At 58.6% G+C, this 26,576-nt stretch carries 25 protein-coding genes; 16 read left to right on the top strand and 9 right to left on the bottom strand.

The features are described 5' to 3' along the window. Positions 1-211: 211 nt before the first annotated feature. The 5 genes from HF675_RS18720 (at position 212) to HF675_RS18700 (ending at position 7,973) form a co-directional block, all read left to right on the top strand. Positions 212-781 (top strand): murein L,D-transpeptidase family protein, encoded by a 570-nt coding sequence (locus HF675_RS18720; protein ID WP_105229947.1) that lies wholly within the window; start codon positions 212-214, stop codon positions 779-781. A gap of 96 nt (positions 782-877) precedes the next feature. Then, the gene (locus tag HF675_RS18715; RefSeq protein WP_111738105.1) at positions 878-1,948 is read left to right on the top strand and encodes a LacI family DNA-binding transcriptional regulator; all 1,071 of its coding nucleotides are present in this window, start codon (positions 878-880) and stop codon (positions 1,946-1,948) included. 167 nt (positions 1,949-2,115) lie between these two features. Beyond that, complete coding sequence (locus tag HF675_RS18710; RefSeq protein WP_187043560.1) at positions 2,116-5,199, top strand: beta-galactosidase; 3,084 nt, start codon at positions 2,116-2,118, stop codon at positions 5,197-5,199. A gap of 50 nt (positions 5,200-5,249) precedes the next feature. After that, positions 5,250-6,500, top strand: coding sequence for an MFS transporter (locus tag HF675_RS18705; protein WP_105229949.1), 1,251 nt, complete (start codon positions 5,250-5,252; stop codon positions 6,498-6,500). A 171-nt stretch (positions 6,501-6,671) separates the two neighbouring features. Then, the gene (locus tag HF675_RS18700; protein WP_187043559.1) at positions 6,672-7,973 is read left to right on the top strand and encodes a mechanosensitive ion channel family protein; all 1,302 of its coding nucleotides are present in this window, start codon (positions 6,672-6,674) and stop codon (positions 7,971-7,973) included. 43 nt (positions 7,974-8,016) lie between these two features. On the opposite strand, the gene HF675_RS18695 is transcribed toward HF675_RS18700, so the two are convergent. Further along, positions 8,017-9,504, bottom strand: coding sequence for a UbiD family decarboxylase (locus HF675_RS18695; RefSeq protein ID WP_187043558.1), 1,488 nt, complete (start codon positions 9,502-9,504; stop codon positions 8,017-8,019). 397 nt (positions 9,505-9,901) lie between these two features. On the opposite strand from HF675_RS18695, the gene HF675_RS18690 reads away from it, so the two are divergent. The 3 genes from HF675_RS18690 (at position 9,902) to feaR (ending at position 11,892) form a co-directional block, all read left to right on the top strand. Further along, positions 9,902-10,126 (top strand): DUF4762 family protein, encoded by a 225-nt coding sequence (locus HF675_RS18690; RefSeq protein WP_105229952.1) that lies wholly within the window; start codon positions 9,902-9,904, stop codon positions 10,124-10,126. 398 nt (positions 10,127-10,524) lie between these two features. Beyond that, the gene (locus tag HF675_RS18685; protein WP_145961156.1) at positions 10,525-10,740 is read left to right on the top strand and encodes a DUF4762 family protein; all 216 of its coding nucleotides are present in this window, start codon (positions 10,525-10,527) and stop codon (positions 10,738-10,740) included. Between the two features lie 237 nt (positions 10,741-10,977). Next, on the top strand, positions 10,978-11,892 hold the full coding sequence (feaR, locus tag HF675_RS18680; RefSeq protein WP_187043557.1) for a transcriptional regulator FeaR: 915 nt from the start codon (positions 10,978-10,980) through the stop codon (positions 11,890-11,892). A gap of 28 nt (positions 11,893-11,920) precedes the next feature. Here feaR and HF675_RS18675 read toward each other — a convergent pair whose 3' ends face one another. The 3 genes from HF675_RS18675 to tehB form a co-directional block, all read right to left on the bottom strand. Further along, a complete protein-coding gene (locus HF675_RS18675; RefSeq protein WP_105229954.1) occupies positions 11,921-13,420 on the bottom strand; it encodes an aldehyde dehydrogenase family protein in 1,500 nt (499 codons plus the stop codon). A 164-nt stretch (positions 13,421-13,584) separates the two neighbouring features. Next, positions 13,585-14,223, bottom strand: a complete 639-nt coding sequence (gene leuE, locus HF675_RS18670; RefSeq protein WP_187043556.1) for a leucine efflux protein LeuE — start codon at positions 14,221-14,223, stop codon at positions 13,585-13,587. A gap of 175 nt (positions 14,224-14,398) precedes the next feature. After that, positions 14,399-15,076: a tellurite resistance methyltransferase TehB gene (gene tehB / locus HF675_RS18665; protein WP_255427305.1), complete on the bottom strand. Its 678-nt coding sequence runs from the start codon at positions 15,074-15,076 to the stop codon at positions 14,399-14,401. A gap of 99 nt (positions 15,077-15,175) precedes the next feature. On the opposite strand from tehB, the gene HF675_RS18660 reads away from it, so the two are divergent. Further along, positions 15,176-16,279: a DUF1615 domain-containing protein gene (locus HF675_RS18660; protein ID WP_105229957.1), complete on the top strand. Its 1,104-nt coding sequence runs from the start codon at positions 15,176-15,178 to the stop codon at positions 16,277-16,279. A 49-nt stretch (positions 16,280-16,328) separates the two neighbouring features. Here the strand turns inward: HF675_RS18660 and HF675_RS18655 are convergent, their stop codons facing one another. Then, complete coding sequence (locus HF675_RS18655) at positions 16,329-18,008, bottom strand: alpha-keto acid decarboxylase family protein (RefSeq protein ID WP_187043554.1); 1,680 nt, start codon at positions 18,006-18,008, stop codon at positions 16,329-16,331. Between the two features lie 816 nt (positions 18,009-18,824). On the opposite strand from HF675_RS18655, the gene pagP reads away from it, so the two are divergent. From pagP to HF675_RS18640, 3 genes are all read left to right on the top strand, one after another. Next, positions 18,825-19,415, top strand: coding sequence for a lipid IV(A) palmitoyltransferase PagP (gene pagP / locus HF675_RS18650; RefSeq protein ID WP_105229959.1), 591 nt, complete (start codon positions 18,825-18,827; stop codon positions 19,413-19,415). Between the two features lie 135 nt (positions 19,416-19,550). Then, a complete protein-coding gene (locus tag HF675_RS18645) occupies positions 19,551-20,033 on the top strand; it encodes a DUF2501 domain-containing protein (protein ID WP_105229960.1) in 483 nt (160 codons plus the stop codon). A 102-nt stretch (positions 20,034-20,135) separates the two neighbouring features. Next, the gene (locus HF675_RS18640) at positions 20,136-20,396 is read left to right on the top strand and encodes a DUF333 domain-containing protein (protein WP_105229961.1); all 261 of its coding nucleotides are present in this window, start codon (positions 20,136-20,138) and stop codon (positions 20,394-20,396) included. 13 nt (positions 20,397-20,409) lie between these two features. Here HF675_RS18640 and HF675_RS18635 read toward each other — a convergent pair whose 3' ends face one another. Continuing rightward, the gene (locus tag HF675_RS18635) at positions 20,410-21,021 is read right to left on the bottom strand and encodes a hypothetical protein (protein ID WP_105229962.1); all 612 of its coding nucleotides are present in this window, start codon (positions 21,019-21,021) and stop codon (positions 20,410-20,412) included. A 78-nt stretch (positions 21,022-21,099) separates the two neighbouring features. After that, complete coding sequence (locus tag HF675_RS18630; protein WP_232251666.1) at positions 21,100-22,005, bottom strand: LysR family transcriptional regulator; 906 nt, start codon at positions 22,003-22,005, stop codon at positions 21,100-21,102. A gap of 127 nt (positions 22,006-22,132) precedes the next feature. Here HF675_RS18630 and HF675_RS18625 point away from each other — a divergent pair, with 127 nt between their 5' ends. The 3 genes from HF675_RS18625 to HF675_RS18615 all read left to right on the top strand — a co-directional run bounded on the left by HF675_RS18625 (position 22,133) and on the right by HF675_RS18615 (position 23,946). Beyond that, entirely contained in the window at positions 22,133-23,020 is an 888-nt protein-coding gene (locus HF675_RS18625) for a pirin family protein (protein WP_187044771.1), read from the top strand. Between the two features lie 198 nt (positions 23,021-23,218). Beyond that, positions 23,219-23,551 (top strand): hypothetical protein, encoded by a 333-nt coding sequence (locus HF675_RS18620; protein ID WP_105229965.1) that lies wholly within the window; start codon positions 23,219-23,221, stop codon positions 23,549-23,551. A 137-nt stretch (positions 23,552-23,688) separates the two neighbouring features. Beyond that, positions 23,689-23,946, top strand: coding sequence for a hypothetical protein (locus HF675_RS18615; protein WP_105229966.1), 258 nt, complete (start codon positions 23,689-23,691; stop codon positions 23,944-23,946). 118 nt (positions 23,947-24,064) lie between these two features. Here HF675_RS18615 and HF675_RS18610 read toward each other — a convergent pair whose 3' ends face one another. Together HF675_RS18610 and HF675_RS18605 are read right to left on the bottom strand one after the other, a co-directional pair. Beyond that, the gene (locus HF675_RS18610) at positions 24,065-24,811 is read right to left on the bottom strand and encodes a DUF2076 domain-containing protein (RefSeq protein WP_105229967.1); all 747 of its coding nucleotides are present in this window, start codon (positions 24,809-24,811) and stop codon (positions 24,065-24,067) included. A 103-nt stretch (positions 24,812-24,914) separates the two neighbouring features. Beyond that, positions 24,915-25,706 carry a helix-turn-helix transcriptional regulator gene (locus HF675_RS18605; protein ID WP_160028151.1) on the bottom strand — a complete coding sequence of 264 codons (792 nt, stop codon included), beginning with the start codon at positions 25,704-25,706 and terminating at the stop codon, positions 24,915-24,917. A 101-nt stretch (positions 25,707-25,807) separates the two neighbouring features. Here HF675_RS18605 and HF675_RS18600 point away from each other — a divergent pair, with 101 nt between their 5' ends. Beyond that, on the top strand, positions 25,808-26,575 hold the full coding sequence (locus HF675_RS18600) for a class I SAM-dependent methyltransferase (RefSeq protein WP_105229969.1): 768 nt from the start codon (positions 25,808-25,810) through the stop codon (positions 26,573-26,575). Position 26,576: the final 1 nt, after the last annotated feature.

The raw sequence follows: 26,576 nt of genomic DNA, 5'->3' as shown, positions 1-26,576 counted from the left end.
ATTAATTTTATCTATGGCTTATAGTCTGATTGTTTTATTTTTCATGGTCGCCGGTAACGGATTCATATAATATGCTGCGGATGATTGATATATGAATGCTATATCTATTTTCCGCAGAACCGCTGACGCGTACCGGCGACGGCGAAGAACAAACGTAAGGACCCGCGGTTGAGCACCTTGCTCAGCCCATTTTTATGGAGATCTCACCGTTATGCATCGCCTCAAGCGCCCTGGCCGTGTCGGCCGTTATCTGCTGATTTTTTTCACACTGCTGGTGCTGTGTCCGCTGGCCTATAGCTGGCTGATGGCGCGCTTTGGCTACGGTGCGCCGCCGGCGCAGCGTACGGCGGCAGAGCAGGTTGACCAGGTGCTGATTCGCAAGGCGTCGCGTACGCTGAGCCTGCTGAAGGACAACCGGGTGGTTGCCAGTTACCCTATTGCACTAGGGGGAGCGGCAGACGGCGGGGCGAAAACGCGCGAGGGCGATCGGAAAACGCCGGAAGGCGATTACACCATCGATTGGCGCAACTCCCGCTCCAAGTATTTTCTCAGCCTGCATATCTCTTACCCGGATGCTGACGATATCGCGCAGGCCAAAGCGGGCGGTTATTCGCCTGGCAGCCATATTATGATCCACGGACAGCCCAACGGCTGGGGATGGCTGGCGCCGTTGCTGCAGCGTATGGACTGGACCGATGGCTGTATCGCAGTGACCAACGCCGAAATGCAGGACGTGTGGTCGCGGGTGCCGGCCGGTACGCCGGTACGTATTGAGCCGTAAACCAGCGGGGGCCTGCGGCGCTCCTTTGCCCGGTGACGAAAAATCTTGCCGGCTGTGGCATGATAGCGCGGATAACTTTGGAATCAGGGGATGAATGTGAAACCGGTCACGCTATACGATGTTGCAGCGCATGCGGGCGTCTCTTATCAGACCGTCTCCCGCGTGGTTAACCAGGCCAACCACGTTTCCGCCAAAACCCGTGAGAAAGTCGAGGCTGCAATGGCGGCGCTCAATTATATCCCCAACCGCGTCGCCCAGCAGCTGGCGGGCAAGCAGATGCCGCTGATCGGCGTCGTCACCGCCAACCTGGCGCTGCATGCGCCGTCGCAAATCGTTGCCGCCATTAAGTCCCGTGCCGATCAGGCCGGCGCCAGCGTGGTGATCGGCATGGTTGAACGCAGCGGCGTGGAGGCGTGCCGGGCGGCGGTGCATAACCTGCTGACGCAGCGGGTCAACGGGCTGATTATCAACTACCCGCTGGATGAAGACGATGCGCTCGCCGTTGCCAAGGCCTGCGGCAACGTGCCGGTGGTGTTCCTCGATGTTTCCGATAGCTACCCCGTTAACAGCATTATTTTCTCCCATGACGACGGCGCGCGGCTGGGGGTCGAACATCTGCTGCAGCACGGTCATCAACGCATAGCGCTGCTGGCGGGGCCGCGTTCTTCCATCTCGGCGCGGCTGCGGCTGGCGGGCTGGCATAAGTATCTGGCGCAGCATCAGCTGCAGCCCGTTGCGGAAATTGAAGGCGACTGGAGTGCGATGTCCGGTTTTCAACAGACGTCGCAGATGCTGAACGATGGCACATTGCCCACGGCGATGCTGGTCGCCAACGATCAGATGGCGCTGGGGGCGATGCGCGCGATAAGCGAGTTCGGCCTGCGCGTCGCGGCTGATATTTCGTTGATTGGCTATGACGATACTGAAGACAGCTCCTGCTATATCCCGCCGCTGACTACTATCAAGCAGGACTTCCCGCAGCTGGGGCTGAGCAGCGTCGACAGATTGCTGCAACTCTCCCGTGGCGAGTCCGTCACCGGCAACCAACTGCTGCCGGTCACGCTGGTCAAACGTAAAACCGTCCTGCCGTTCAACGCACAGGCCTCTTCACCGCAGGCGTTGGCCGAATCGCTGCTGCAGCTTGCGCGGCAGGTTTCACGTCTGTAAGCGCACGGTCGTGCGCTGTGGCGAAGCGCTCACATTTTTTCACTAAATGGCGCCATTAATGTGAGTCGGCTCACTCATTAAACAGCTACTCCTTTACAGAAATTGCCCCGTCTCCGTATGTTCTTTATCAATTGTGAGCGGATATCAATTTTTGATAGGACATAGCCATGACCCTGAATACGGATTCACTTGCCGCCGTTCTGGCGCGTCGTGACTGGGAAAACCCCGGCGTGACACAGCTTAACCGTCTGGAGGCCCACCCGCCTTTTTGCAGCTGGCGCAATGCCGATGAGGCGCGACATAACCACCACGCCGACCGAGTGCGCAGCCTGAACGGCGACTGGAAATTTGCCTGGTTTTCCGCGCCGGAAGCGGTGCCGGAAAGCTGGCTGCTGAACGATCTGACCGATGCTGACACCGTGACCGTCCCCTCTAACTGGCAGATGGACGGTTACGATGCGCCAATCTACTCCAACATTACCTATCCGTTTCCGGTCGATCCGCCGCAGGTGCCGGCCGACAATCCTACAGGCTGTTACTCGCTCACATTCAGTTTGGATAAGCAGGCGATACGCGGTGAGCAGACCCGTATCATCTTTGACGGCGTGAACTCCGCGTTCCATCTGTGGTGCAACGGGCGCTGGGTCGGCTACGGCCAGGACAGCCGCCTGCCGTCCGAATTCGATCTCAGCGATTTTCTGGTCAACGGTGAAAACCGTCTGGCGGTCATGGTGCTGCGCTGGAGCGACGGCAGCTATCTGGAGGATCAGGATATGTGGCGGATGAGCGGTATTTTCCGCGACGTCTCCCTGCTGCATAAACCGGCGGCGCACATCGGCGATCTGCGCATCACGACCCGTTTTAACGATGATTTTAGCCGCGCGTGTCTGGAGGCCGAGGTCAGGATGGCGGGGGAGCCGCGTGACGATTTACGCGTCACCGTTCAGCTGTGGCGGGACGACGCGTTGACGGCAGAGGCCAGTGCGCCTTTCGGCAGCGCCGCCATTGATGAGCGCGGCGCCTACGCCGAGCGCGCTACGCTGCGGCTGGAGGTTGAACGCCCGGCGCTGTGGAGTGCGGAAACCCCGCACCTGTACCGCGCCGTGGTGCTGCTGCAGCGCGCCGATGGCACGCTGATTGAGGCGGAAGCCTGCGATGTCGGCTTCCGTCAGGTCAGCATTGAAAACGGTCTGCTGTTGCTGAACGGCAAACCGCTGCTGATTCGCGGCACCAACCGCCACGAGCATCATCCGCAGCGCGGCCAGGTGATGGACGAAGAGACTATGCTGCAGGACATTCTGCTGATGAAGCAGCATAACTTTAACGCGGTGCGCTGCTCCCACTACCCGAATCATCCGCGCTGGTACACGCTCTGCGACCGCTACGGCCTGTATGTGGTGGACGAGGCGAATATCGAGACGCACGGCATGACGCCGATGAGCCGGCTGAGTGACGATCCGCGCTGGCTGCCGGCCATGAGCCAGCGCGTAACGCGCATGGTGCAGCGCGATCGCAACCACCCGAGCATTATTATCTGGTCGCTGGGCAATGAGTCCGGCCACGGCGCCAACCACGATGCCCTTTACCGCTGGCTGAAAACGGACGATCCGTCGCGTCCGGTGCAGTATGAGGGCGGCGGCGCGAATACCGCGGCGACCGATATTATTTGCCCAATGTATGCGCGCGTCGATCAGGATCAACCGTTCCCCGTCGCGCCAAAATGGTCGATCAAGAAGTGGCTGTCGATGCCGGGAGAGCAGCGCCCGCTGATTCTCTGTGAATATGCCCACGCGATGGGCAACAGCCTCGGCGGCTACGCGAAATACTGGCAGGCTTTCCGCCAGTATCCGCGACTGCAGGGCGGTTTTGTCTGGGACTGGGTGGATCAGTCCCTGACCAAGTATGACGCCGACGGTACGCCGTGGGCGGCATACGGGGGCGATTTTGGCGATACGCCCAACGATCGCCAGTTCTGCATGAACGGGCTGCTGTTTGCAGACCGCACGCCGCATCCTTCGCTGTACGAGGCCAAACATGCGCAGCAGCTGTTCCAGTTTACGCTGCTGCCGGGTGATGAGCGCCGGATTGAAGTCGTCAGCGAATATTTGTTCCGCCATAGCGATAACGAAGTGTTGCACTGGTCGATTGCGCAGGACGGCCGGCCGCTGGCTACGGGAGAGGTGGTGCTGGATATCGCTCCGCAGGGCCGTCAGCTGATCACCTTACCGGCCGTGCCGATGCCGGAAGCGGCGGGGCAGCTGTGGCTGACGGTGCACGTGGCGCAGCCGCAGGCGACGGCATGGTCACCGGCCGGGCATATCAGCGCCTGGCAGCAGTGGGCGCTGGAGGAAAAACTCGACGTGCAGCCTGCCGCGTACGCCGACGAGGCTCCGCAGCTGACCAGCAGCGAGACGCATTTTAGTATTGCGTTGGGTGATAAGCGCTGGGAATTCTGCCGCCGGCAGGGCGTGCTGATGCAGTACTGGATCGGTGAAGAGGCGCAGCTGCTGAGCCCGCTGCGCGACCAGTTCACCCGCGCGCCGCTGGATAATGACATCGGCGTCAGCGAGGTGACCCGCATCGACCCGAACGCCTGGGTTGAACGCTGGAAGGCCGCCGGCCACTACCGGGCAGAGGCCGCGCTGCTGCAGTGCGAGGCCGAAGCGCTGCCCCGTGCGGTGCTGATCACCACCGCGCATGCCTGGCAGCATCAGGGAGCAACGCTGTTTATCAGCCGCAAAACCTATCGCATCGACGGCCGTGGCGATTTGCAGATTACGGCGGAGGTTGAGGTCGCCAACGGCACGCCGCCGCCGGCGCGCATCGGCCTGAGCTGCCAGCTGTCGCAGCTGGCGCAGCGCGTGAACTGGCTGGGGCTGGGGCCGCACGAGAATTACCCGGACCGCCTGACCGCCGCCTGCTTTGACCGCTGGGAGCAGCCGCTGGAGGCGATGTACACCCCGTACGTCTTCCCGTGCGAAAACGGCCTGCGCTGCGGCACCCGCGAACTGCAATATGGCGCGCACCGCTGGAGCGGCGACTTCCAGTTCAACATCAGCCGTTATAGCCAGCAGCAGCTGATGGAAACCAGCCATCGTCACCTGCTGCAGACGGAGGCGGGCGTCTGGCTGAATATTGACGGTTTCCATATGGGGATCGGCGGCGACGACTCCTGGAGTCCTTCTGTCGCACCGGAATACCTGCTCAGCGCCGGGCGCTATCGCTACCAGCTGGTCTGGGGTCAACAATAATAAGCGGGCAGGCCTGGGCCTGCCCATTTTTTTAACTGAGGAAATCCATGATGTATTATTTAAAAAATACTAATTTTTGGATGTTCGGTTTCTTCTTCTTCTTTTACTTTTTTATTATGGGAGCCTATTTCCCATTCTTCCCTATCTGGCTACACGATATTAATCATATCAGCCAACGGGATACCGGCGTTATTTTTGCCTGTATTTCTCTGTTTTCCCTGTTGTTCCAGCCCGTTTTCGGGCTGCTGTCCGACAAGCTTGGTTTACGTAAACATCTGCTGTGGGTGATCACCGGTATGCTGGTGATGTTTGCCCCGTTCTTTATTTACGTCTTCGGGCCGCTATTACAGTTCAATATCTTACTGGGCTCGATCGTCGGCGGGATTTACCTCGGCTTTATTTACAACGCCGGCGCGCCGGCGATTGAGGCCTATATTGAAAAAGTCAGCCGCCGCAGCAGCTTTGAATTCGGCCGTGCGCGCATGTTTGGCTGCGTGGGCTGGGCGCTGTGCGCTTCGATCGTCGGCATTATGTTTACCATCAACAACGAATTTGTGTTCTGGCTGGGTTCCGGCTGTGCCGTGATTCTGGCGCTGCTGCTGTTCTTTTCACGCACCGATACGCACTCTTCTGCGGTGGTGGCGGACGCCGTGGGCGCCAATCAGAGCGCCTTTAGCCTGAAGCTGGCCCTGGAACTGTTCAAACAGCCGAAGCTGTGGTTCCTCTCGCTGTACGTGGTGGGTGTCTCCTGCACCTACGATGTGTTTGACCAGCAGTTCGCCAACTTTTTCACCTCTTTCTTCGCCTCCGGTGAACAGGGTACCCGGGTGTTCGGCTATGTCACCACGCTGGGCGAGTTGCTGAACGCCACTATCATGTTTTTTGCACCGCTGATCGTCAACCGTATCGGCGGCAAGAATGCGCTGCTGCTGGCGGGCGCCATTATGTCGGTGCGTATTATCGGCTCCTCGTTTGCCACCTCGGCGCTGGAAGTGGTGATCCTGAAAACGTTGCATATGTTTGAGGTGCCGTTCCTGATTGTCGGCTGTTTCAAATATATCACCAGCCAGTTTGAGGTGCGCTTTTCGGCCACCATCTATCTGGTGTGCTTCTGTTTCTTCAAGCAGCTGGCGATGATTTTCATGTCGGTGTTTGCCGGCAATATGTATGAAAGCATCGGCTTCCAGGGCGCGTATCTGGTACTGGGGTTGGTTACGCTGGGCTTTACGCTGATGTCCGTGTTCACCCTCAGCGGAGCCGGGCCGTTTTCTCTGCGCCGTGGTGCCAAAGAGGCGGTGTAACGTTATGTCGGATGGCGCGCGCTTGGTCGCGCGTCTTATCAGAACTTCTGGGAGGGGAGATATCGCGTCAAACGGGCAGTTCCATGCGCTCAATCACATGTTTGGTGAAAAAAATCGGCGAAGAGTCGCTATTCTTGTGGCAGGGAATTTTCCTTTCTTGAGATCTCTGACATGCAAGAGCTGTTATCTATCTGGAACTGGCTGCTGGCGACGCCGCTGACGTTTTCCCTGTTGTCGATCGCTTTTCTGCTCTTCGCCGGCTTCGTTTCCTTTGTGGTCTGTAAACTGTTCCTACTGGGCATTGTCAGACGCTTTATCTTACACACCCATAAATCCGATCCGCTGGATAAAGATATGCGGGTCGCCAGACGGCTGGCCAATATTGTGCCGGTGGTGACGGTTTATTTCCTGTCGCGACTGGTGCAGGGGCTGCCGTCAGGGCTGTTGGAAACCATTCAGGCGATCTGCGGCGTGCTGTTCATTATCCACTCTGCGATGCTGATTAATGAACTGCTGGATATCAGCAACAGCGCCTATATCCGCAAGCACGGCGAAAAATCCCACTCGATCAAAGGCTATGTGCAGATCGGCAAGATCATCGTGTCGTCGATCGCCACCATTTTGGTGATCGCCACGCTGTCCAACAAATCGCCGGTGATCATTATCTCCAGTCTGGGTGCGGTCGCCGCGGTGCTGATGTTTGTGTTCCAGCATACGTTGATTTCGCTGGTGGCCAATATCCAGCTGTCGTCATCCAATGTGATTCAGCTGGGAGACTGGGTGGAGATGCCGCAGGGCAATATCAGCGGCGAGGTGACGGATATCGCGCTGCATACCATCACCATCCGCAACTGGGACAACACCGTTTCCCGGGTGCCGACCAAGAACTTTATTACCGAAACCTATACTAACTGGCAGCCGATGTTCTCCTCGGGCGGCCGACGTATCAAGCGCAGTTTCTTTATCGATCAGTCCAGCATCACCTTTGCCGACGGCGCGCTGCTGGAGCGACTGAAAACGGTATCGCCGGTGAAATTCGCCGGGCTGAGCGACTATCTCAGCGGAAAGATGGAAACGCTGTCCGACGAACAGCTGGTCCACCACGGCATTACCAACCTGGGCCTGTTCCGCAAGTATCTGCTTGAGTATCTGAAGGCGCGCGACGATATCCGCAATGATATGTACCTGGTGGTGCGCCAGCTTAGCCCGACTTCCGAGGGGTTGCCTATCGAGGTGTACTGCTTTACCTCGAAGGTGTTTTGGAGCGAGTACGAAGATACGCAGTCGGAAATTTTCGAATACATGTACGCCACCGCCCGCTATTTTGCGCTGGGTATCTATCAGAAGCCATCGGGTATTGATATGAACAATATGATGCCGAAAAGAACGCGCCACGGCGCGCATTCTCTCCCCGCCGATGCGCCGGCGGGGGAGCATTCAGTTGGCGCTCAGGACATCGAGCGCCGCCTTTAGGCTGCGGGTGTCGTTGCCATATCACATGCGATAGACCGCGGGATTAAAAGCCGTAATCGCGCCAGCGGCGGTTCACCTGCTGTTTAATCGTCTCAGGGTAGGAGTGTTCAAAATTGGCGGTGGTGGCGCGCTGTCGCCCGGCGAATGCTTCCGGGAACAGACAGTTGATGATCATTTTACCGCCTCTGCCGGCCTGTTTATCCTCGGCGTCCAGATATGGCACCATGGGAATGCCGGGGCTGTCGCTAAAGTCATGGAAATCACGTTTCGGATGGCTGCGGGTTGCCAGCGCCCAGACCACCTGATTGATATCGGTGATATCGATATCGTTGCCGACCAGAAGTATTTTCGGCACCAGCCAGGCGACGTGCGAGGTGAAAAATTTGTCGGCAATCAGCTGTACCAGGCCGTCGGCGTCGGTATTCAGCGCCGCCAGTTTTTCAATATCCACCGACAGCACCAGCCAGCAGGTGGCGGCCTCATAGGAACACCAGGCCATATCGATCGGCAGTTGCTGCTGGCGGCAGTGTTTCAGCGCTTCGGCGGAAATCATGGTGCCCCACAGCGTGTGGTTTTCTTCCGGCGGCGTACCGGCGACGCAGATTGGCAAAATGGCGCGATCGCGATAGCTCACCGCCTTGACGTGGAACAACGGCTGCGGTTTACCTTCGGCGAACGCGTAACCGTGGTACTCGCCCATCGGGCCTTCCATCGCGGTTTGCCCGACGCTGATCTCGCCTTCCACCACGATTTCCGCCGAGGCTGGCACGTACAGATCGTTGGTTTCACATTTGACTACCTCCACCGGCCGGCCGGTCAGCGCGCCGATGTAGCCCGGTTCGCTGACCCAGGCGGGCAGCGGCATACCGGCGACCGCCATCGCCGCCGGCGGTGCGCCCAGCACCATCGCCCAAGGGGTATTCTTGCCCTGTTCACGCCACATTTGATGGATCATGCCGATATGCTGTTGCGCCATCGCCGGGCCGACCAGCGTGCGCCGATCGTGCAGCATGGCGCGCGCCACGGACCAGCTGTCCCAGCGGCCGTCGGGTGACTGCACCACGTGGAAGCCGTAGGTGGCGAAGTAACGACCGCCGTCTTCCTGGTGCAGCAGCGGAATGGGAAAGCGGTGCAGATCGACGTCATCGCCCAGCAGCACGTTCTGCTTGCAGGGTGCGCTGCTGACCTGAACCGGCGTGATGGGCGCCCGATCGCCGGCGCTGATAATCGTCTCCAGTATTTCGCGCGGCGTGGCGTTTTTCGGCAGGCCGAAGTGGGCGGCGAGACGGGCGTAGCGCTGGCCGTCGCGGCGGCTTAGCCCGGCCGGGGCACCGAGGATCCTGAAGCCGTGCGGGTTGTTTTCCAGCGTCTGAAACAGCGGCGCCGGGGCGCCGGTTTCATAGACCTTGCGGGTAATCGCGCCGGCTTCCAGCTCAGAGCTGACGGTTATGTTGATATCCAGCAGTTCCTGATGCGCGCGCAAGTAGTCGATAAACTGGCGAAAGTCCGTGGCGGCAGGCAGATGGCTCATGCTTTTCTCCTCAATCACAGGTTGTTATCACCTGCCAGACTAGCTGAGAAGAGAGTGCGGGTCTGTGCGTAAGGTGGTGGTGTGGCGTATCAGCGTTTGTCGCTGATTTTTTATTTTTCGGCATAGGAGCAGGCCAGAGAAACGATAAGATTTGGCCTTATAGTATTATGTGTTATTTCGTTGGTGAATTTAAATGGGTGCATTTATGTGATTATTCTTGTTTTTTATTGCGGGTGTTTCTGTTTGTTGCCCGCGAAGATGGAATGCAATTGACTCTTTTTTTTATCGATCCATATAATTAATCGGCATGAGAGTAATATTTGTCTTGGTTATTATTGAAAGTAAATCAAGATATTTTCTTATGCAAACACACCAATATCATTATTAAGGATAAAAAATGAAAAAGATGACCATGATGGAATCTTCCAACATCATCGGCGGTTATTATAACTGTTCAGCAACCACCTATGAGAAATCAACGGTAGGCGGAGTTGAAAGCTGCACCGCAGTCAGAAACTGCACCAACAAGTTTGGCCAGCCGACGAAAGTGATGTTTTACGTGCCAGTAAGCAACTGCGCCTCTACCGGCGGCGGCACCACCACGCCTCCAACGACGCCGTAATCGTTTTGCCGGGTGCGGCGCATTGCCGCACCCAATCCCCGCCTGTTTGATTTCAACGTTCGGCTTTACCCTCAGCAACGCGCTTCCGGCAATACCATTACCGACAGGTAGCGGATTTATGGTCAGTGATTTTACGCCCTCAGCACAGAGAGATGCTGCTTTTTATTTTCCATATGTTATAGATATATTCGCTGACGATTCATTTCAAGCGGAGTTAATTTTCTTTGAAAGTATTCAGTTATATCCCGTTGTTATCCATTTATGATGTTGTTATTTTACTCTCGTTCCCTGAGTGATTAGAATTGCTGGCGTGAGGGAGACGCTGTCTATGTGCTTCAGTTTAAAGATTGGCGCTTTTCTTATTTGATGTATCAATATCACCATATAAGGATATTACAATGAAAAAAATAAGCATGAAAAAAGCTGATAAGGTCATCGGCGGTTATATTCTTTTCTGCAGCCCGGAAACGTTTGAATGGGGCGCCGGGGGAAATAGCGATTTATGCTATTCGGTGGTGGAATGCCGCAATAAGTATGGCGTACCGCGCAAGACGATAAACGTTGTGGCCAAGAACTACTGCCCTGCCAAACCTGCTCCAACGCCTACACCTTAAGGCCTGAGCCTGTCAGTGCGAAACAATCCCTGTAACAACTCCGGGGGCGGCAGCGTTGCCGCCCCCGATTTTTTAGACGTTATCTTCCCCGCCGAATGCCGCCGGCGGGCGCAAACTTGTGATCGCATCGCTAAATCTCCCTTGTGTTGTTGCGTAAAAGTTAACGAGTGACTATGTTGGCTGAACGATCGACGCCGCTGTTATCTGCGTCACTGCTGATAGCTGGAAGGGGACATTATGGCGGTTACCGTACAGGCCCGGAGTGCCGGTTTTGACGAATGGCTGCAAAGCATCAACGCGGCCTGCGGGCGTTTTCGCGCCACAACGCTGGGGCCGGCGTTCAGCGGCGCGATGCAGGCATACCATACGCATGCGCTGCGGCTGAGCATCGTTGATGCGGCGCAGACGCGGCTGTACCGCACCCGGCGGGATGTCGCCCAGAGCAATGGCGGCTACTTTTTTACCGTCTTTCAACTGCGCGGCAGCGCCCTGATGGAGCAGGGTGAAAGGCAGGCATGCCTGTCGGCAGGCGATATGACGCTGATTGACGCCGGGCGGCCCAGCAATTTCCTGTTCCAGCATGATTCGCAGCAAATCTCGCTGCTTTTGCCGCGTCACTATCTTGAATCTCCGGCGCGTCGCGGCAAGGTGCAGTGCGCCGCGCGTCTTGATGCCGGGAATGCGCTGGTCAGATTCAGCCATCAACTGGTGTGCGGCTATATCAACGGCCCGACGCTGGGGGCGGAAGAGAGCGAAGCCACGCTGAACGCGCTGGCCAGCCTGCTGCATCCGCTGCTGGTCGGCGGGGAAGCGACGGGAGAGGAGGGCGAACGCGGGTTTAATCAGGCGCTACGCTTTATCGATCGCCATATTCAGTCCGAGAGTTTGCGGCCGGAGTGGGTGGCGGAGGAGATCGGCATGTCGCTGCGTACGCTGTACCGGCTGTTTGCCCGCCACGGGCTGGTGGTGGCGCAATATATTAAACAGCGCCGCCTGGAACTGTGCGCGCAGGCGCTGCGCCATGCGCCGGCATGGCAAAAATTATCCCATCTTAGCGATGACTGGGGGTTTCGCGACCACAGCCATTTTTCCACCGCGTTTAAAACGCACTTTGGCATTTCGCCCAGCGAATACCGCAAGCGCTATCAGTAAGCCCCCGGCCGGGCCGGGGGAAGGGCATTCAGTAGCGGATACAGACAGATTTGCTTTCGGTGTAGGCATCCAGCCAGTCCGGGCCGAAGTCGCGGCCGCTGCCTGACTGCTTAAAGCCGCCGAACGGCATATTGGCGTCAATCAGCGTATGGGTGTTGACCCACACCGTCCCGGCCTGAATGCGCGGCGTATAGGCCATCGCGGTTTGCAGGCTGGTGGTCCACAGGCTGGCGGTCAGGCCATAATCGGTATCGTTGGCCTTCTGCAGCGCCTCTTCACCGTCCGCCACCCGAATCAGGTTGACCACCGGGCCGAACACCTCTTCGCGCGTCAGGTTGAGGCTGTCGTCCGGGTTGACCACCAGCGTCGGCGGAATATAGAAGCCGTCGCCCGCCGGGCCGCTGGCGCCGCCGATCAGCTCGGCGCGCTTGTTTCTGGCGTCTTCCAGATAGGCGGCGACCTTGTCGCGGTGCGCGCGGGAAACCAGCGGGTTGATCTGCGCCGCCGGATCCATCCCCGGCCCGACGCTGAGGGATTTCACCGCCTGCTCAAAGCCGGCGACCAGTTGGTCGTAGATCGGCGCTTCAATATAGATCCGCGAGCTGGCGGCGCACACCTGGCCCTGATTCAGGAAGCTGCCCATCATCAGACCCTCAACCACCTGCGGGATATCGGCGTCTTTCAGCACGATGGCCGGGTTCTTGCCGCCCAGTTCTAACGTCACGCGCGTCAGCCGGTCAGCGGCGGCGCGGGCGATGCCCTTGCCGACGGCGGTCGAGCCGGTAAAGCTGACTTTGGCGACCAGCGGATGTTCGGTCAGCGCTTTGCCGCAGACGGCACCGCTGCCGGTCACCACGTTGAATACTCCCGGCGGCACGCCGGCTTCGCTGGCCAGTTCAGCCATCCGCAGCAGGGTCAGCGGCGTGGTTTCCGACGGTTTAATCACGATTGAACAGCCGGCGGCCAGAGCCGGCATCACTTTCCAGATGCCGATCATCAGCGGGAAGTTCCACGGCACGATGCCGGCCACCACGCCGATCGGCTCTTTGCGGGTATATACCTGGTAGTTGGCGCCCGGCGGCATCGGAATGGAAACGTCCAGCGTCTGGCCGGTGATTTTGGTGCTCAGCCCGGCGGTATAGCGCATCCAGTTCAGGGTGCAGCCCACTTCGAACGCGCGGGAGATATTGATGGATTTGCCCTGTTCCAGCGTTTCCAACTGCGCCAACTCTTCGGCGTGCTGCTCTACCAGATCGGCATAGCGCAGCAAAATACGTTCACGCTCGGCCGGCAGGCGCCGTGACCAGACGCCGTCGCTGAACGCCCGATGGGCGGATTGCACCGCGCGGGCGACATCGTCCGCACTGGCGTCGGCGCTGGTGGCGATCTGTTTGCCGTCGGCGGGGTTATAGACCGGCAGCCGCGTCGCAGACTGCGAGCTCTGCCACTGTCCATCGATATACAAGCCGTGCTGACGTTCAAGAAAGCGCAACACGTTGTCCATCACTGCTACGGTAGTATCAGGCATATGCCCTCCTGTCATACGAAGAGATCGATCGGGAAAAACTTCACCGACTTAGCATAATCGCGATGGCGGGAGGAAAATTTGCTCTGTCTGACATTCGGTTTGTCCGCCGTGACAAAATGACGGCGGCATACCGGGGCGTTAAGGCGCCCCGGTTTTGGCGCGGTTCAGGAGCTGAGCGTCGCCAGGCGGGTGGCAAAGCCGAGGAACAGCAGGCCGATCAGGCCGTTGCCCAGTTTGGCCAGCCGTTTTTTATGGCTGAAGAAGTGCGCCAGCATGCTGCCGGCAAAGATCAGCGTGCTCATATAGATAAAGCTGACCGATTCCAGAATCATCGCCAGAATGGTGTAAGACAGGCCGGTATGCGTGTAGTTGAAGTCGATAAACTGCACGAAGAAAGATACGTAAAACAAAATCGCCTTGGGGTTGGTCAGGCTGAGCGTCAGCGACTTGCGCAGAATGCTGTGGCTGTCTTCCAGCGTCTGGTGTTCCGGCAGATTTTTTTGCACAAAGTTGGCGTAGAGGATCTTCACGCCGAGGAACAGCAGATAAATTGCCCCCAGATAACGCACCAGCGTAAACAGCAGCGGCGTAGTGCGGATCAGCGTGGCCACGCCGATATAGGCGCAAAAAATCAAAATAGCGTCGCCGATAAATACGCCGAGGGCGGCGGTGTAACCGGCGCGGATGCCGCGGGAGATGCCGGTTTTCAGTACGAACAGGGTATTAGGGCCGGGCAGCACGATAATAAATATCACCCCGGCCAGATAGGTCCATAAATTCAGGACGCCGAAACTTTCTAACACGATAACCTCTCAAAATGCCTGGCCGCATCTGCGCGTTGATCGTCGTGAAGCAGCGCGGCGTGCGGCGTAATCCCTGGCCCGTCTTTTGGCCGGGCGCGATCCTAACGCCGCGCGCCGAGATTGGCAACGCGATTCCCGCTTCGGCGTGCAGATAATCGGCCCTTGCGGGCGGCCGTCAGAGTGCGGACGGCTTGCGCGCCAGCAGCGTGGCGAAGCGCAGCTTGATGCGGTTGCCGTTGGCGTCGGTTTTATGCAGTTCGCCGACGTCTTCGTTGTATTTCACTATCTGCCAGTCTCGATAGTAGTTTTTCAGTTCATCGGGCTTAAAGGCGAAGGGGAACGGCAGCGGGCAGGGGAAATCCGGCGTATCCATCGCGGCGACGATCAGGTTATGGCCGCCGCTGACGGTGCTGGCCTGCATATCCTGAATGATTGACGGAATCGCCGCAGGCTGCAGAAACATCATGACTACCGTCGAGAGAATAAAATCATAGTCGCCGTGGAAACGCAGATTGTTCAGATCCTGCTCGGCGGCCCGGATCGCGCTCAGCCCTTCGGCGTCGATAATGCGGTTCAGCTCGGCGATTGCCACGGCGTTTTTATCCCAGGCGGTGACGTCAAAGCCCTTCAACGCCAGATACAGCGCGTTGCGCCCGCCGCCGCAGCCCAGATCCAGCGCCTTGCCGGCGGGCAGTCGCCCGGCGGCGGCAATCACTTCCGAGTGGGTGCGGGTTAAGCCATATTTCTGATGAAAGTAGTCTTCCGGCTGAATGTCTGCGGACATGGTGTGCTCCTTGTTCGGGCTGAGTTTTAAATTGCATGTAAAATACACCTTATTGCGCCGGCTTGCCATCGCAGAATCGGTACGGCGGATTTTCCCGCGTGGGGCTGGATCATCCGGCGCGGCTGGGATAACGTCTTGGGCGCACATACCTTAACGATCAGGGAAAAGATGCCTAACTATCGAACATTTACCGGTCGCGCGCTGACGCTGACCGCGCTGCTGGTGTTGGCCGGCTGTACCAGCAAAATTACGCCGCAGGCGCCAAGCCGCACTCCGGCGGAGGTGAAGGCGCAGGTGGTCAAACTGATGCCGGCCAACGCGCAGAATAAGCAGGGATGGGCCGGCGACATTAGCGCGGCCTTTGCCGCTCAGGGGCTGGACGCCAGCGATGAGAACCTGTGCGCCGTGCTGGCGGTGACCGAGCAGGAGTCCACCTTCCATGCCGACCCGCAGGTGCCGGGGCTGTCGAAAATCGCCTGGCAGGAGATCGACCGCCGGGCCGATAAGCTGCATATCCCGCATTTTGTGGTGCGCACCGCGCTGCTGCTTAAATCATCCAACGGCAAAAGCTACAGCGAGCGCCTGGACAAGGTGCGCAGTGAAAAAGAGCTGAGCGCCATCTTCGACGACTTTATCGATATGGTGCCGATGGGGCAGCGCCTGTTCGGCAACCTCAATCCGGTGCATACCGGCGGGCCGATGCAGGTCAGCATCGCTTTTGCCGAAGCGCATGCCAAAGGCTACCCGTACTCGGTCGACGGCTCTATTCGTCGCGAAGTGTTCAGCCGCCGTGGCGGCATGTATTTCGGCATTATGCACCTGCTGGATTATCCGGCCAATTACAGCCGCTCGCTGTACCGCTTCGCCGACTTTAACGCCGGCTGGTACGCCAGCCGCAATGCCGCCTTCCAGAGTGCGGTCAGCCAGGTCAGCGGCATTCCGCTGGCGCTGGACGGCGATTTGATTATTTATGGCAGTGATAAGCCGGGCACCACCGAACTGGCGGTACGCACGCTGGCGAAGCGGCTGGATATCAGTCATTCCGCCATTCGTCGTGCGCTGGAGAAAGGGGATACGCTGGAGTTTGAAGACACCGATCTGTATCAGCAGGTGTTTGCGCTGGCGGATAACACCGCCGGGAAAAAACTGCCGCGTGAAATGCTGCCGGGCATTACCCTGGAAAGCCCGAAAATTACCCGTAAACTGACCACCGCCTGGTTCGCCAAGCGGGTGGACGAGCGGCGTCAGCGCTGTATGGCGCGCGCCCGCTAAGACGGAATGCGGCCGGCGGGGCAGTGCCTGACGCCGGCCGTGGAGAGCGTTATGCGCTGCGGCGCGGGTTGGTCAGGCCGAAGTTAAAGCTGTTGCAGCGGTTGCAGAACTCTTTCATCACCGGCGGCGTATCCATCATCGGCAGTTTTACCTCGATAAACGCCAGCGTCTCCTGACGTGAGGCGTGTTCCAGCGCTATTTCCAGCTGCTGGCTGGTTTCTACCGCTGCGCAGAACGGCCGCGCCTGGGTATTAAGCACCGCCGGCAGTTTGGCGTAGTCCCACGGGCCAATATCGTTGTAGGACGAATTTTCCCCCAGAATGTAGCGCTCAATGGTGTAGCCGTCGTTATTAATCAGGAAGATGATCGGTTTCTGCTCATAGCGCAGCAGGGTCGAGACTTCCTGCGCGGTCAACTGGAAGGAGCCGTCGCCGATAAACAGCATATGGCGTCGCTGCGGCGCCGCCATCAGCGTGCCGAGCAGCGCCGGCAGGGTGTAGCCGATCGAGCCCCAGATCGGCTGGTTAACCACTTTTACCCCGTCCGGCATTCGTATGCCGCCGACGGCCGCGCCCGAGGTGCCGTTTTCCACCACCAGTACGTCATCCTCACGAATAAAGCGACTCATTCGCTGCCAGAAATAGGCCTGATCGAGCGGCGCGTCGCTCGGCGCGGCTAGCTGGGCGTGCGGGTTAGGCAGCGTTGCCATTGGCGCGGCGTGTGGCCGATCGTCGGCGTCGAGCAGCGCCTGCAGTAAATCGGCGGTCGCCACCGCCGGGTAGGCGGTGTTATCCAGTTTCAGCGAGTAGGGCTGGATATCGACCTGCGCCGCGGCCGGGATTTGGTGGGAGAAATAGCCGGTGGTGGAATCCACCAGACGTACGCCAAAGCTCAGCACGCAGTCGGATTTGGCCATCAGTTCAAACAGCTCCGGACGCGACAGGTTACCGCTGTAGCCCCCCATCCAGCCGGCGGTCGTCTCCGGAATAATGCATTTGGCGGTTGGCATATTGGTCAGCGCAATGCCGAAGCGTTGCGCCACGGCGATAGTCAGTTGCTGCAGCTGATAGCGGTCGACCATTTGATCGACCAGCATCAGCGGATGTTTGGCGCTGCGCAGCCGCTGCAGCAGCACCTTGGCGGCCAGCTGCAGGTTGTGCGGATCGCTGGCGGGCAGCTGCGGCGCGGCAACCGGCCCGGCGATATCGATCTGCACCTCGCAGATATCTGACGGCAACTGCAGATAGACCGGTTTTTTCTCCGTCCAGGCGGCGGCAATCACCCGTGGAATTTCTCTGGCGGCGTTTTCCGGCGTAATCAGCGCCTGGGCGACGGTAAACTGTTTAAAGCAGTTCATCACGTTGTCGAAGTTGCCGTCCGCCAGCGAATGGTGCAGCAGGGCGTGATCTTTCATCGCGTGCAGCGGCGGGGTGCCGGCCAGACAGATCACCGGCGATGACTCGGCATAGGCGCCGGCAATGCCGGACAGCGCGGCCAGATCGCCGACGCCGTAGGTGGTAATCAGCGCGCCGGCGCCGTTGAGACGGGCATAGCCGTCGGCGGCGTAAGAGGCGTTCAGCTCGTTGCAGTTGCCGACAAACTGCACGCTATCGTCATGCTCAATCATTTCCAGCAGCGACAGATTATAATCGCCGGGCACGCCGTAGATATGTTCAATATTCAGGGTGCGAAGTTGTTGCAGGATAAATTGTCCGATAGTGATTTTCATCTCTAGCTCCGAATTCATTGTCTTTTTTGTTTCAGGTAGAAATCAGCAAGCGTGGCTGCTGGCGATGTTGTATTTGTCGGTGTACAGAGGTCGCGAGGCGTTAATGGCATTGCGTCCGTTGCTATAACAGTTATGTAAACACGGGCGGGCTTCAAGATAACGGCGGCTGGCGCCGTATGCCGGAAATGTATGGGGAGCTTTACGTATGAAACTATCTGAAAACGATAAATTGGCAGGCTGATAATGTGGGCCGGGTATTTTTCAGCGGCGAAAGGATGAAGGAAAAATAGTGCGGATGATGCCGGGCGGCGTATTGGCAAGGACAGGGAAGAATAGCCGGTACTTTTACCGGTATGCATTTTTCTGGCGTGGATGAGGGGCCGGTAGGCCGACGGAGATTAACGCCGGTGTAGCAGCAGACGGCCGCGAAACGACGTAATATCAATAATTAACCGTGCTAATTGTTTTTTAAACATAACTTGTCACAAATGATTTACATCTAATTAACTGCGCTATGTGGGGGAAATGTGTGCGGCAGTTAACAATTACCGTGACAGGTCAGGCCGCCGGCGCCGCGTGCGATCACATTCTGATTTTTGAGCGGGGTAAATATTTTTTCACGGCGCGGCCGGGCGCTATTTTCGTCGAGGTCTTACCGGGTTCTGGTCCGGTAAAAACGAAATGTCGATATTCAGCGGCTAAACTTAACGAAAAGACAACGAACAGCGGTTTACGGCGGGAAAGTGTTGCCCTGGCTTGATCTTGCAGGTGCAATCGGTAAGAATCCCCGGCCGTAATTTGTACAGGAGTTATTTTATGTTGTTGAAACGGACATGCATTGCCGGCTGTATGGCGTTGATATTTCCTGCACTGCCTTCTTTGGCTGAGGTTAGTTCAGAAAATAGCACTGCCGCACCGGCGGAGAAACCGGGCCTGTGGCAGCGCTTTACGGACAACGTTGCGGAAACCTGGAACAATTCGCCGAACCACGATCTCTATATTCCGGCGATCACCTGGCACAACCGCTGGACGTACGACGATGAACATATCGACAAGTACAACGAGCGGCCATGGGGCGCCGGCTACGGCATCTCGCGCTTCGATCAGGACGGCGACTGGCACGGCATTTATATCATGGCGTTTAAAGACTCCTTTAATAAATGGGAGCCGATCGGCGGCTACGCCTATGAGAAAATCTGGCGTCCGCTGGATGATAAGGATTTCCGCCTGGGGCTGGGCTTCACCGCCAGCGTGACCGCCCGCGATAACTGGAACTATATCCCGATCCCTGCGCCGCTGCCGCTGGCGTCGGTCGGTTATAAAAAACTGACGTTTCAGGCGACCTATATTCCCGGCACCTACAATAACGGCAACGTGTTCTTCGCCTGGCTGCGCTGGCAGTTTTGAGCCGCCGCAGTTTGCTCATAATCCTAAAAATTCTGCGGCGAACAGTTAAATGGAACTTGTCGACGCGCACAGCGTCCGAAAGTATGTTCCGGCGATATCGCCGTTTACCGTAGAGAAGACAGGAGTTTGAACACTATGAATAATAAGCATCGTGCATTGTTGGCGCTGGCATTGGCCACCTCATTGAGCGCCGGCGCGGCGCAGGCCGGTTTAATGGATTCCGTCAGCAACGCCGCCGGCGAACTGAGCAAATCCGGTGGGGAAAGCGGCGGTACGTCGCTGTCGACCCTGACCGGTCTGCTGAACGGCGGCGACAAGGCGCTGAGCTCCGGCAGCATGACCAACGCGGCCGGTATCCTGCAGTACTGCGTGAAAAACAATGTCCTGTCGGAAAGCGGCGCGGCGGATGTGAAAGACAAACTGCTGGGGAAACTGGGCATCAGCAGCGAGTCTGACGCCAAAAGCGAAGACTACCAGCAGGGGCTGGGCGGCCTGCTGCAAACCGGCGAAGGCAAGAGCCTGGATCTGAACAACCTCGGCACCTCGCAGATCACCGAAAAAGTGAAGCAGAAAGCCTGCGATCTGGTGTTGAAACAGGGCAAATCCTTTATTTCTTAAGCACCTGATATTATCTGACGCTGCGGGGCGTGATGTGCCGCAGCGTTGTTGTTTCTACCCCTCGCGCGTGACTTACGGCGCGGGCCGGATCACAGTGAAATCATGAAAAAAACGTTGTTGCTTTCCCTGCTCGCAGGCGCAGCGCTGCTGCAAGGATGTCAGATGAAAACCAATAATGATGCGCCGCCGCCGCCACGAACCATCGGCATGGCGAATCCGGCCGATGTTTACTGCACGGAGATTGGCGGCAAACTGAACGCCAAAGAGAATGAGCACGGCCAGTATTCCACCTGTACGCTGCCAAGCGGTGAAGAAATTGAGAGCTGGCAGCTGTTCCGCCGTGACCATCCGGTGAAAAAATAGCGCGCCGGCGCGCTTAAAACTGGCCGGCGTCAATGGCCTGAAATTGCACCTTACCGTGGCTGTGCAGGCTGATGGGCAGCCGCCAGTTGTGGTCGCTGGCCAGCGCAAAGGGCTGTGAACGGTAGCTGCAGCCGCTTTGGATATCTTTCACTTTCATCACATAGCGTTCCGCCGCGGTGGTCTGGATACTGAAACTGGCGGCGGCGGGAATAAACAGGTCGGCGACGTGCTGCGGGTTTTCCGCACTGGCCAGTTTTACCCGCACGGCGAAGGCGTTATGCTGATTATCCAGCGTGATGCGCTGCGTCCGGCCGCGTTCTTGTGCGTCGGGCTGCCGTAAATAGCCGGCGGAATCCGGCCAGGGGCTGCCCTGGTTGTCGTGCAGCGGCCCGCCGCACTGCCCGCGCGCCTCGCGCGGCGGCACTTCGCGCTGAATATCATAGTGGGGCTGCGCGGCCGGGGAGAGCGGCTCGGCCTGCGGGTCGGTGCGCAGATAGCGCTTCACGGCGATGACGCCCAGCGCCACCAGCATAAAAAAGATAAAGGTCGTCAGACGGCGGCTGAATACCATGCCAAACAGCCTGCCGGGTAATTGAAACAGCCACCTTGCGATTCTCAGTAACATAGTTTTCCTTTAGCGCCCAAACCGTTACGTCTGCGGTAACGTTGTTATTGCACAGTATAGACAACATCCTGCCGGAGATTACTCTTCTTCCAGCGCGGCGAACTGCTGGCCGAGATAATCCAGCAGCAGCCGCACCGCCGGCAGCAGGCCGCGGCGGGACGGGTAGACCGCATGCACGATACCGCCTTCGGGGTGCCAGTCAGGCAGCAGCGGGGTTAAATCGCCGCGTAGCATTTCATCGTGCATCATCATACGCGGCAGTTGCACAATGCCGGCGCCGGCGATCGCCGCTTTACGCAGCATCAGCATATCGTCGCTGACCAGGCGCGGATGGTGCTCCCAGCGGAAGGTTTTTTCCTGCGGGCCGTACAGCGTCCACTGATGTTGCGCGCGCGCCGGGCCGAGGTCGAGCGTCGGGTAGCGCTCCAGATCCTCCGGCTGCCGCACTTCGCCCAAGGTGCGTACCAGCGCCGGGCTGGTGGCGATACACCAGCGACGGGTCGCCAGTACTTTCAGCACCAGATCGCTGTCTTCCAGCGGCGGCGGGCGTACGCGGATGGCCAGATCCAGCCCTTCGCCCACCACGTCTACTCGCCGGTTGGTGGCCTCCAGATGCAGCGTGACCTGCGGATAATCCGCCATAAAGGCGGCCAGCATATCGCCAACGCGGGTATGCAAAATCGCCACCGGACAGCTCATGCGCACCGTGCCGCAAGGCTCGGCACGGGTTTGTTCGATCGCCTGCTGCGCCGCTTCGGCCTCTACCAGCATCGCCTTGCAGTGGCGGTAATAGCTCTGGCCGACCTCGGTGACCGAGAAGCGACGCGTTGAGCGCTGCAGCAGCCGCACGCCGAGCCGCTCTTCCAGCAGCGCCACCCGGCGGCTGAGCTTGGATTTGGGGATGCCGAGCGCCCGGCCGGCCGGGGCAAATCCCCGGTGATCCACCACGCTGGCGAAAAAGAACAGATCGTTTAAATCAACCAACACCGTCACTCCATTGTTCTACTGGTAGAACGCTGAGTGTATATCTTGCCGACTACCTGAGCAATTCAGAGTGAATTACACTGCCGTCATCGAGTAGGGCCGTGGGGTCCGCAACCGGAGAGAAATGATGAAAAAGATCCTTGGCGTGTATGACAGCCCGCAGGCGCACTGGGTCGGCAACGGTTTTCTGGTCAACTCCCTGTTCTCATATAACGAGCTGGGGGCGGAAATGAGCCCGTTCCTACTGTTGGATCATGCGGCGCCGACCAAGTTTCGTGAAACCACCGGGCGGCGCGGCGTCGGCCAGCATCCGCACCGTGGGTTTGAAACCGTAACCATCGTCTATCAGGGAGAAGTGGAACACCGCGACTCCACCGGCGGCGGCGGCGTGATTGGCCCCGGCGATGTACAGTGGATGACGGCGGCTTCCGGCATTCTGCATGAAGAGTTTCATTCTACGGCGTTTTCCCGCCACGGCGGCACCGTAGAGATGGTGCAACTGTGGGTGAACCTGCCGGCCAAAGACAAAATGGCGGCGCCGGGTTACCAAACGCTGCTGAATCAGGCGATTCCGCAGGTTCCGCTGGCGGACGGTGCCGGCCAGGTACGGGTGATTGCCGGTAACTTTGACGGTCACGCCGGCCCGGCGCGCACCTTCAGCCCGCTGAACGTCTGGGATATGAAGCTGAATGCCGGCCATCGCACGGAGCTGACGGTGACCGAGGGCCATACGTTGGCGCTGGTGATCCTGCACGGCGCGGTGCTGGTCAATGATGAGCAGATCGTGCGTGAAACCCAGATGGTGCGGTTGGATCGCGCCGGCGACAGCATCACCGTTGAGGCCAACAACGACGTGAGCCTGCTGGTGCTCAGCGGGGAGCCGATCGATGAACCGATCGTCGGTTACGGCCCGTTTGTGATGAACAGCGAAGCGGAGATCCAGCAGGCGTTTCATGATTTCAACAGCGGCGAGTTTGGCGTGATGCCGCCGGTGGAAGCGCAGTTGGAACGCTGAACAATTCTGCCATCTACTCTTATTGCCGGTCAGTACATGCTGACCGGCATTTTTATGGGTGCGGCAGGCATTTTCCTTACGTAATCCTGCGTGATGTAAGCAAATGGCAGCATGGTGAAAAGGTAGCGAAAAGCCGCTTTCTCAGCGTATTGGCGCGGAGTAGGTTAGGGACGTTCCCGTTCAATAAGGAGTGATATGATGAAAATGCGATTGAAAGCTCTGGCGCTGCCGGCGCTGGCCGCCGCGGTGTTGTTCAGCAGCAGCGCGATATCGGCACCGACGGCCAAAGAGGCGCCTGCACCGCAGATGGCGGGGAAAGAGCGCCCGCCGTTCCCGGGGCCGCATCCGATGCCTAAGCCCGGCTTCTGCCACGGCGGCGAGCTGTTTTGCGCCTCATCGCTGAGCGACAACCCGACGGAAACCATCAATAAGCTGACCTCGGTGATCCCGGCGGGCAAGGCCAAGCGCTATGAAGTACGGGTGTCGGTGGTTGAGCTGCCGGCTCAGCCGCCGGTGCCGCCTGCGTCTTAATGGGGGTATGCCGGCCGAAATGAGCCGGCCGGCTTACCGCAGGCGGCGCTGGTTTACGCTTCTTTACGTAGGAGCTGCTTGAAATTGCAGCAATTGATCCCCATATAATACCTATTCGACGATAAAAGGAGAGGCATATGGGAATCAGTGAAGAAGAATATATTCGTCGCCAAAGTCGGGAGAAACACGCCGTCGGTAATATGGCGAAGTGGGTAGCGATTGTTTCGGCGGTATATTTTGTTTTGATGGTCTTCTACGGTCATCCGACCGGCGTACTGGCCATGTCCGGCGTCATGTTTCTGGTGTCCACTACCACTTGGCTGAAGAAGCGCCAGAAAGTAAAGTCCTACCGTCGCGCGCTGGCGCGTATCGAAACGGACGAAGTCCCGCAGTAATCCCCGTACCGGCAGGGCGTCAGCCGTGCCCCGGCAACCAGTCTGATGCGTTCCTTGTCACGGGCAATAAAAATGCCAGACAGGCGGCGCTGGCTGGCATTGCGGGCGGCGTTAATCGTTAAAGAAATGAATCATCATCATTGCCGAAGCCGTCATCGTCGGCGAAATCATCGCTCTGATAATCGGCATTCTGCCAGCCGCTGTCCTGCGACAGGAAGCTGCCGTCACCGTTGTTAAAGGTGTCGAGATTATTGGACGCATCAAACTCACGCATCGCGCTATCATCCTGCAGCGCAGCGTTCTGCGCGTCGTCGGCGGGCGTTTCATTAATGATATTCACAATCTCTTCCGGCTGGGTATGGCGGAACATACCGGTCAGCATATCCGCCAGCATGACGCCGCCGGCAACCCCTGCGGCAGTCTGCAGCGCACCGCCGAGGAAACTGCCGGCGCGTGACGGCGTGGCCTGCTGCTGTTGCGGCGCATAGCCGCCCTGCGGCTGATTATTCCACGCGGCGTTGTTCTGCTGACGCGCCTGGGCCTGAGCCTGCGGGCTGGGGGCGCTGCGGCCGGTACCGCCGCCAAACAGCCCGGCGAGAAATCCGCCGCTGCTTTGCTGGCCGGCGCCGTTCTGCTGTAGCTGCGTGACTTGGCCTTCCAGCTCTTTGACCCGCTGATCCAACTGCTTCAGCGCGGCTTCCTGAATAATGATCGCCTGCGCCATATAGTAAGGCGCGGCGGGCTGTTCGCTCAGATGCCGGTTAATTTGCTGTTCTGCCTGAGCATCCCGTTGTCCCGTTTTGGTTTCAGCCTCTTTTAAGCGGCCGAACAGGCCATCGATAAGGCGTTGTTCTTCTGATTGCATTGGATGACTCCAGGAAAATAAAGATTGATCGCTGTCACGTTAGCCGGTTTGCCGGCGGCAATAAATAGCGCGTCAGTAAAGCTGGCTGCAAATTTGTTACCAATTACGGCAAGGGCATCAGCATCACCAGCTTCAGCGCGCTGCTTTCCGCCGGGTGCAGGGTCAGCTGCTGGTAGCGCATCTGGCCCTGCTCGGCATGGCGAAAACGACGCTCCCCGCCGGCGCGCGCCATCACGTCGTGCTGTTGCCACCAATGGTTAAAATCTTCGCTGTGGTGCGTCATCTGGCGCACGAAAGCGCGCATGGTTTCGCTGCTCTGATGATGGCTGGTTTCTGCGCGGAACTCGGCTACCACGCGGCGGGCGCGATCCGGCCAGTCATCGACCAGCGTTTTTGCCAGCGGATGGAAAAACATAAAGTGCAGCAGATTAGGCTGGGCCTCCTCGCCCAGCCAGCCGGCAAACAGCGCTTCCGCCTGGGCGTTCCAGGCCAGCATATTCCAGGTGATGTCCAGCAGATAACAGGGCACCGTTACCGCCTGTACGCTGTGCAAAATCAGTTGATTGACGCCGTCCTGTTGCGGCGTCTGTTGCGGGTCGGCCACGCGCGCCAGGGTAAACAGGTAGTGACGTTCCGCATTACCGAGGCGCAGCGCCTTGGCGATGCGCGCCAGCGTGTGCGGTGAAATCGACACTTCTCGCCCCTGCTCTATCCAGGTATACCAGGTGGCGCTGATGCCGCTGATTTGCGCCAGCTCTTCCCGGCGCAGGCCGCTGGTGCGGCGGCGCGGCGAACTGGGCAGGCCGATCATTTCCGGCGTGATGCGTTCCCGGTGGGCGCGCAGGAATGCGCCCAGGGCCTTCGGGCCGGACAGGGCTTCTGATGTTGAGGTCATAGCATGGTACCTTCTTATACCAGGATAACTGCTTATATTGTACCCGTATAGTAAGCAGATTATAGTCGCTGGCAGTGATTCACAACCAGTCAGGAGCCGCTATGAACAGCAATAGCCACAACGATGCCGTCGACCGTCAGTTTGGCGCACAGGCCAGCGCCTATTTAACCAGTGCGGTGCACGCGCAGGGCAATGATTTACAACGTCTGGGCCGGCTGCTGGCGGCGCACCCGCAGGCGCGGGTGCTGGATCTGGGATGCGGCGCCGGGCATGCCAGCTTTACGGCCGCCGCGCAGGTGTCGCAGGTCGTGGCCTACGATTTGTCGGCGCAGATGCTGGCGGTGGTTGCGCAGGCGGCACAGGAGCGGGGGCTGAGCAATATTCAGACGCAGCAGGGCGTGGCGGAGTCGCTGCCCTTTGCCGACGGCGACTTTGATCTGGTGATCAGCCGCTATTCGGCACACCACTGGCATGATGTCGGGCAGGCGCTGCGTGAAGTCAAACGGGTGCTGAAGCCGGGCGGCAAGGCGATCCTGATGGATGTGGTCTCGCCGGGGCATCCTTTGCTGGATATTTATCTGCAGACCGTTGAGGTGCTGCGCGATACTTCGCACGTGCGCAACTATGCGCCGGGTGAGTGGTTAAGCATGCTGACGGCGGCGGGGTTGCGGGCGGAAGAGGTGACCAGCGACCGCCTGCCGCTGGAGTTCAGCAGTTGGGTGGCGCGGATGCGCACGCCGGAGACGCTGGTGGCCGCCATCCGGGAGTTTCAGCGGCAGGTGTCCGACGAGGTGGTCAGCCATTTCGCCATTCAGCCGGACGGAACCTTTACCAGCGATATTATGATGCTGGTGGCGCGGCGCGGTTAAA

This window comes from Serratia sp. JUb9 (assembly GCF_014298095.1).
GTDB lineage: Bacteria > Pseudomonadota > Gammaproteobacteria > Enterobacterales > Enterobacteriaceae > Serratia_B > Serratia_B rhizosphaerae.
This window is presented reverse-complemented; position numbering and strand designations above follow the sequence as displayed.

What these genes read in the sequence shown, in the direction of transcription:
- HF675_RS18720 (WP_105229947.1), top strand. Translation starts at nt 212, where the DNA reads ATGCATCGCCTCAAGCGCCCTGGCCGTGTCGGCCGTTATCTGCTGATT.
- HF675_RS18710 (WP_187043560.1), top strand. Translation starts at nt 2,116, where the DNA reads ATGACCCTGAATACGGATTCACTTGCCGCCGTTCTGGCGCGTCGTGAC.
- HF675_RS18705 (WP_105229949.1), top strand. Translation starts at nt 5,250, where the DNA reads ATGTATTATTTAAAAAATACTAATTTTTGGATGTTCGGTTTCTTCTTC.
- HF675_RS18700 (WP_187043559.1), top strand. Translation starts at nt 6,672, where the DNA reads ATGCAAGAGCTGTTATCTATCTGGAACTGGCTGCTGGCGACGCCGCTG.
- HF675_RS18695 (WP_187043558.1), bottom strand. Translation starts at nt 9,504, where the DNA reads ATGAGCCATCTGCCTGCCGCCACGGACTTTCGCCAGTTTATCGACTAC.
- HF675_RS18690 (WP_105229952.1), top strand. Translation starts at nt 9,902, where the DNA reads ATGAAAAAGATGACCATGATGGAATCTTCCAACATCATCGGCGGTTAT.
- HF675_RS18685 (WP_145961156.1), top strand. Translation starts at nt 10,525, where the DNA reads ATGAAAAAAATAAGCATGAAAAAAGCTGATAAGGTCATCGGCGGTTAT.
- feaR (WP_187043557.1), top strand. Translation starts at nt 10,978, where the DNA reads ATGGCGGTTACCGTACAGGCCCGGAGTGCCGGTTTTGACGAATGGCTG.
- HF675_RS18675 (WP_105229954.1), bottom strand. Translation starts at nt 13,420, where the DNA reads ATGCCTGATACTACCGTAGCAGTGATGGACAACGTGTTGCGCTTTCTT.
- tehB (WP_255427305.1), bottom strand. Translation starts at nt 15,076, where the DNA reads ATGGCAAGCCGGCGCAATAAGGTGTATTTTACATGCAATTTAAAACTC.
- HF675_RS18660 (WP_105229957.1), top strand. Translation starts at nt 15,176, where the DNA reads ATGCCTAACTATCGAACATTTACCGGTCGCGCGCTGACGCTGACCGCG.
- HF675_RS18655 (WP_187043554.1), bottom strand. Translation starts at nt 18,008, where the DNA reads ATGAAAATCACTATCGGACAATTTATCCTGCAACAACTTCGCACCCTG.
- pagP (WP_105229959.1), top strand. Translation starts at nt 18,825, where the DNA reads ATGTTGTTGAAACGGACATGCATTGCCGGCTGTATGGCGTTGATATTT.
- HF675_RS18645 (WP_105229960.1), top strand. Translation starts at nt 19,551, where the DNA reads ATGAATAATAAGCATCGTGCATTGTTGGCGCTGGCATTGGCCACCTCA.
- HF675_RS18640 (WP_105229961.1), top strand. Translation starts at nt 20,136, where the DNA reads ATGAAAAAAACGTTGTTGCTTTCCCTGCTCGCAGGCGCAGCGCTGCTG.
- HF675_RS18635 (WP_105229962.1), bottom strand. Translation starts at nt 21,021, where the DNA reads ATGTTACTGAGAATCGCAAGGTGGCTGTTTCAATTACCCGGCAGGCTG.
- HF675_RS18625 (WP_187044771.1), top strand. Translation starts at nt 22,133, where the DNA reads ATGAAAAAGATCCTTGGCGTGTATGACAGCCCGCAGGCGCACTGGGTC.
- HF675_RS18620 (WP_105229965.1), top strand. Translation starts at nt 23,219, where the DNA reads ATGAAAATGCGATTGAAAGCTCTGGCGCTGCCGGCGCTGGCCGCCGCG.
- HF675_RS18615 (WP_105229966.1), top strand. Translation starts at nt 23,689, where the DNA reads ATGGGAATCAGTGAAGAAGAATATATTCGTCGCCAAAGTCGGGAGAAA.
- HF675_RS18610 (WP_105229967.1), bottom strand. Translation starts at nt 24,811, where the DNA reads ATGCAATCAGAAGAACAACGCCTTATCGATGGCCTGTTCGGCCGCTTA.
- HF675_RS18605 (WP_160028151.1), bottom strand. Translation starts at nt 25,706, where the DNA reads ATGACCTCAACATCAGAAGCCCTGTCCGGCCCGAAGGCCCTGGGCGCA.
- HF675_RS18600 (WP_105229969.1), top strand. Translation starts at nt 25,808, where the DNA reads ATGAACAGCAATAGCCACAACGATGCCGTCGACCGTCAGTTTGGCGCA.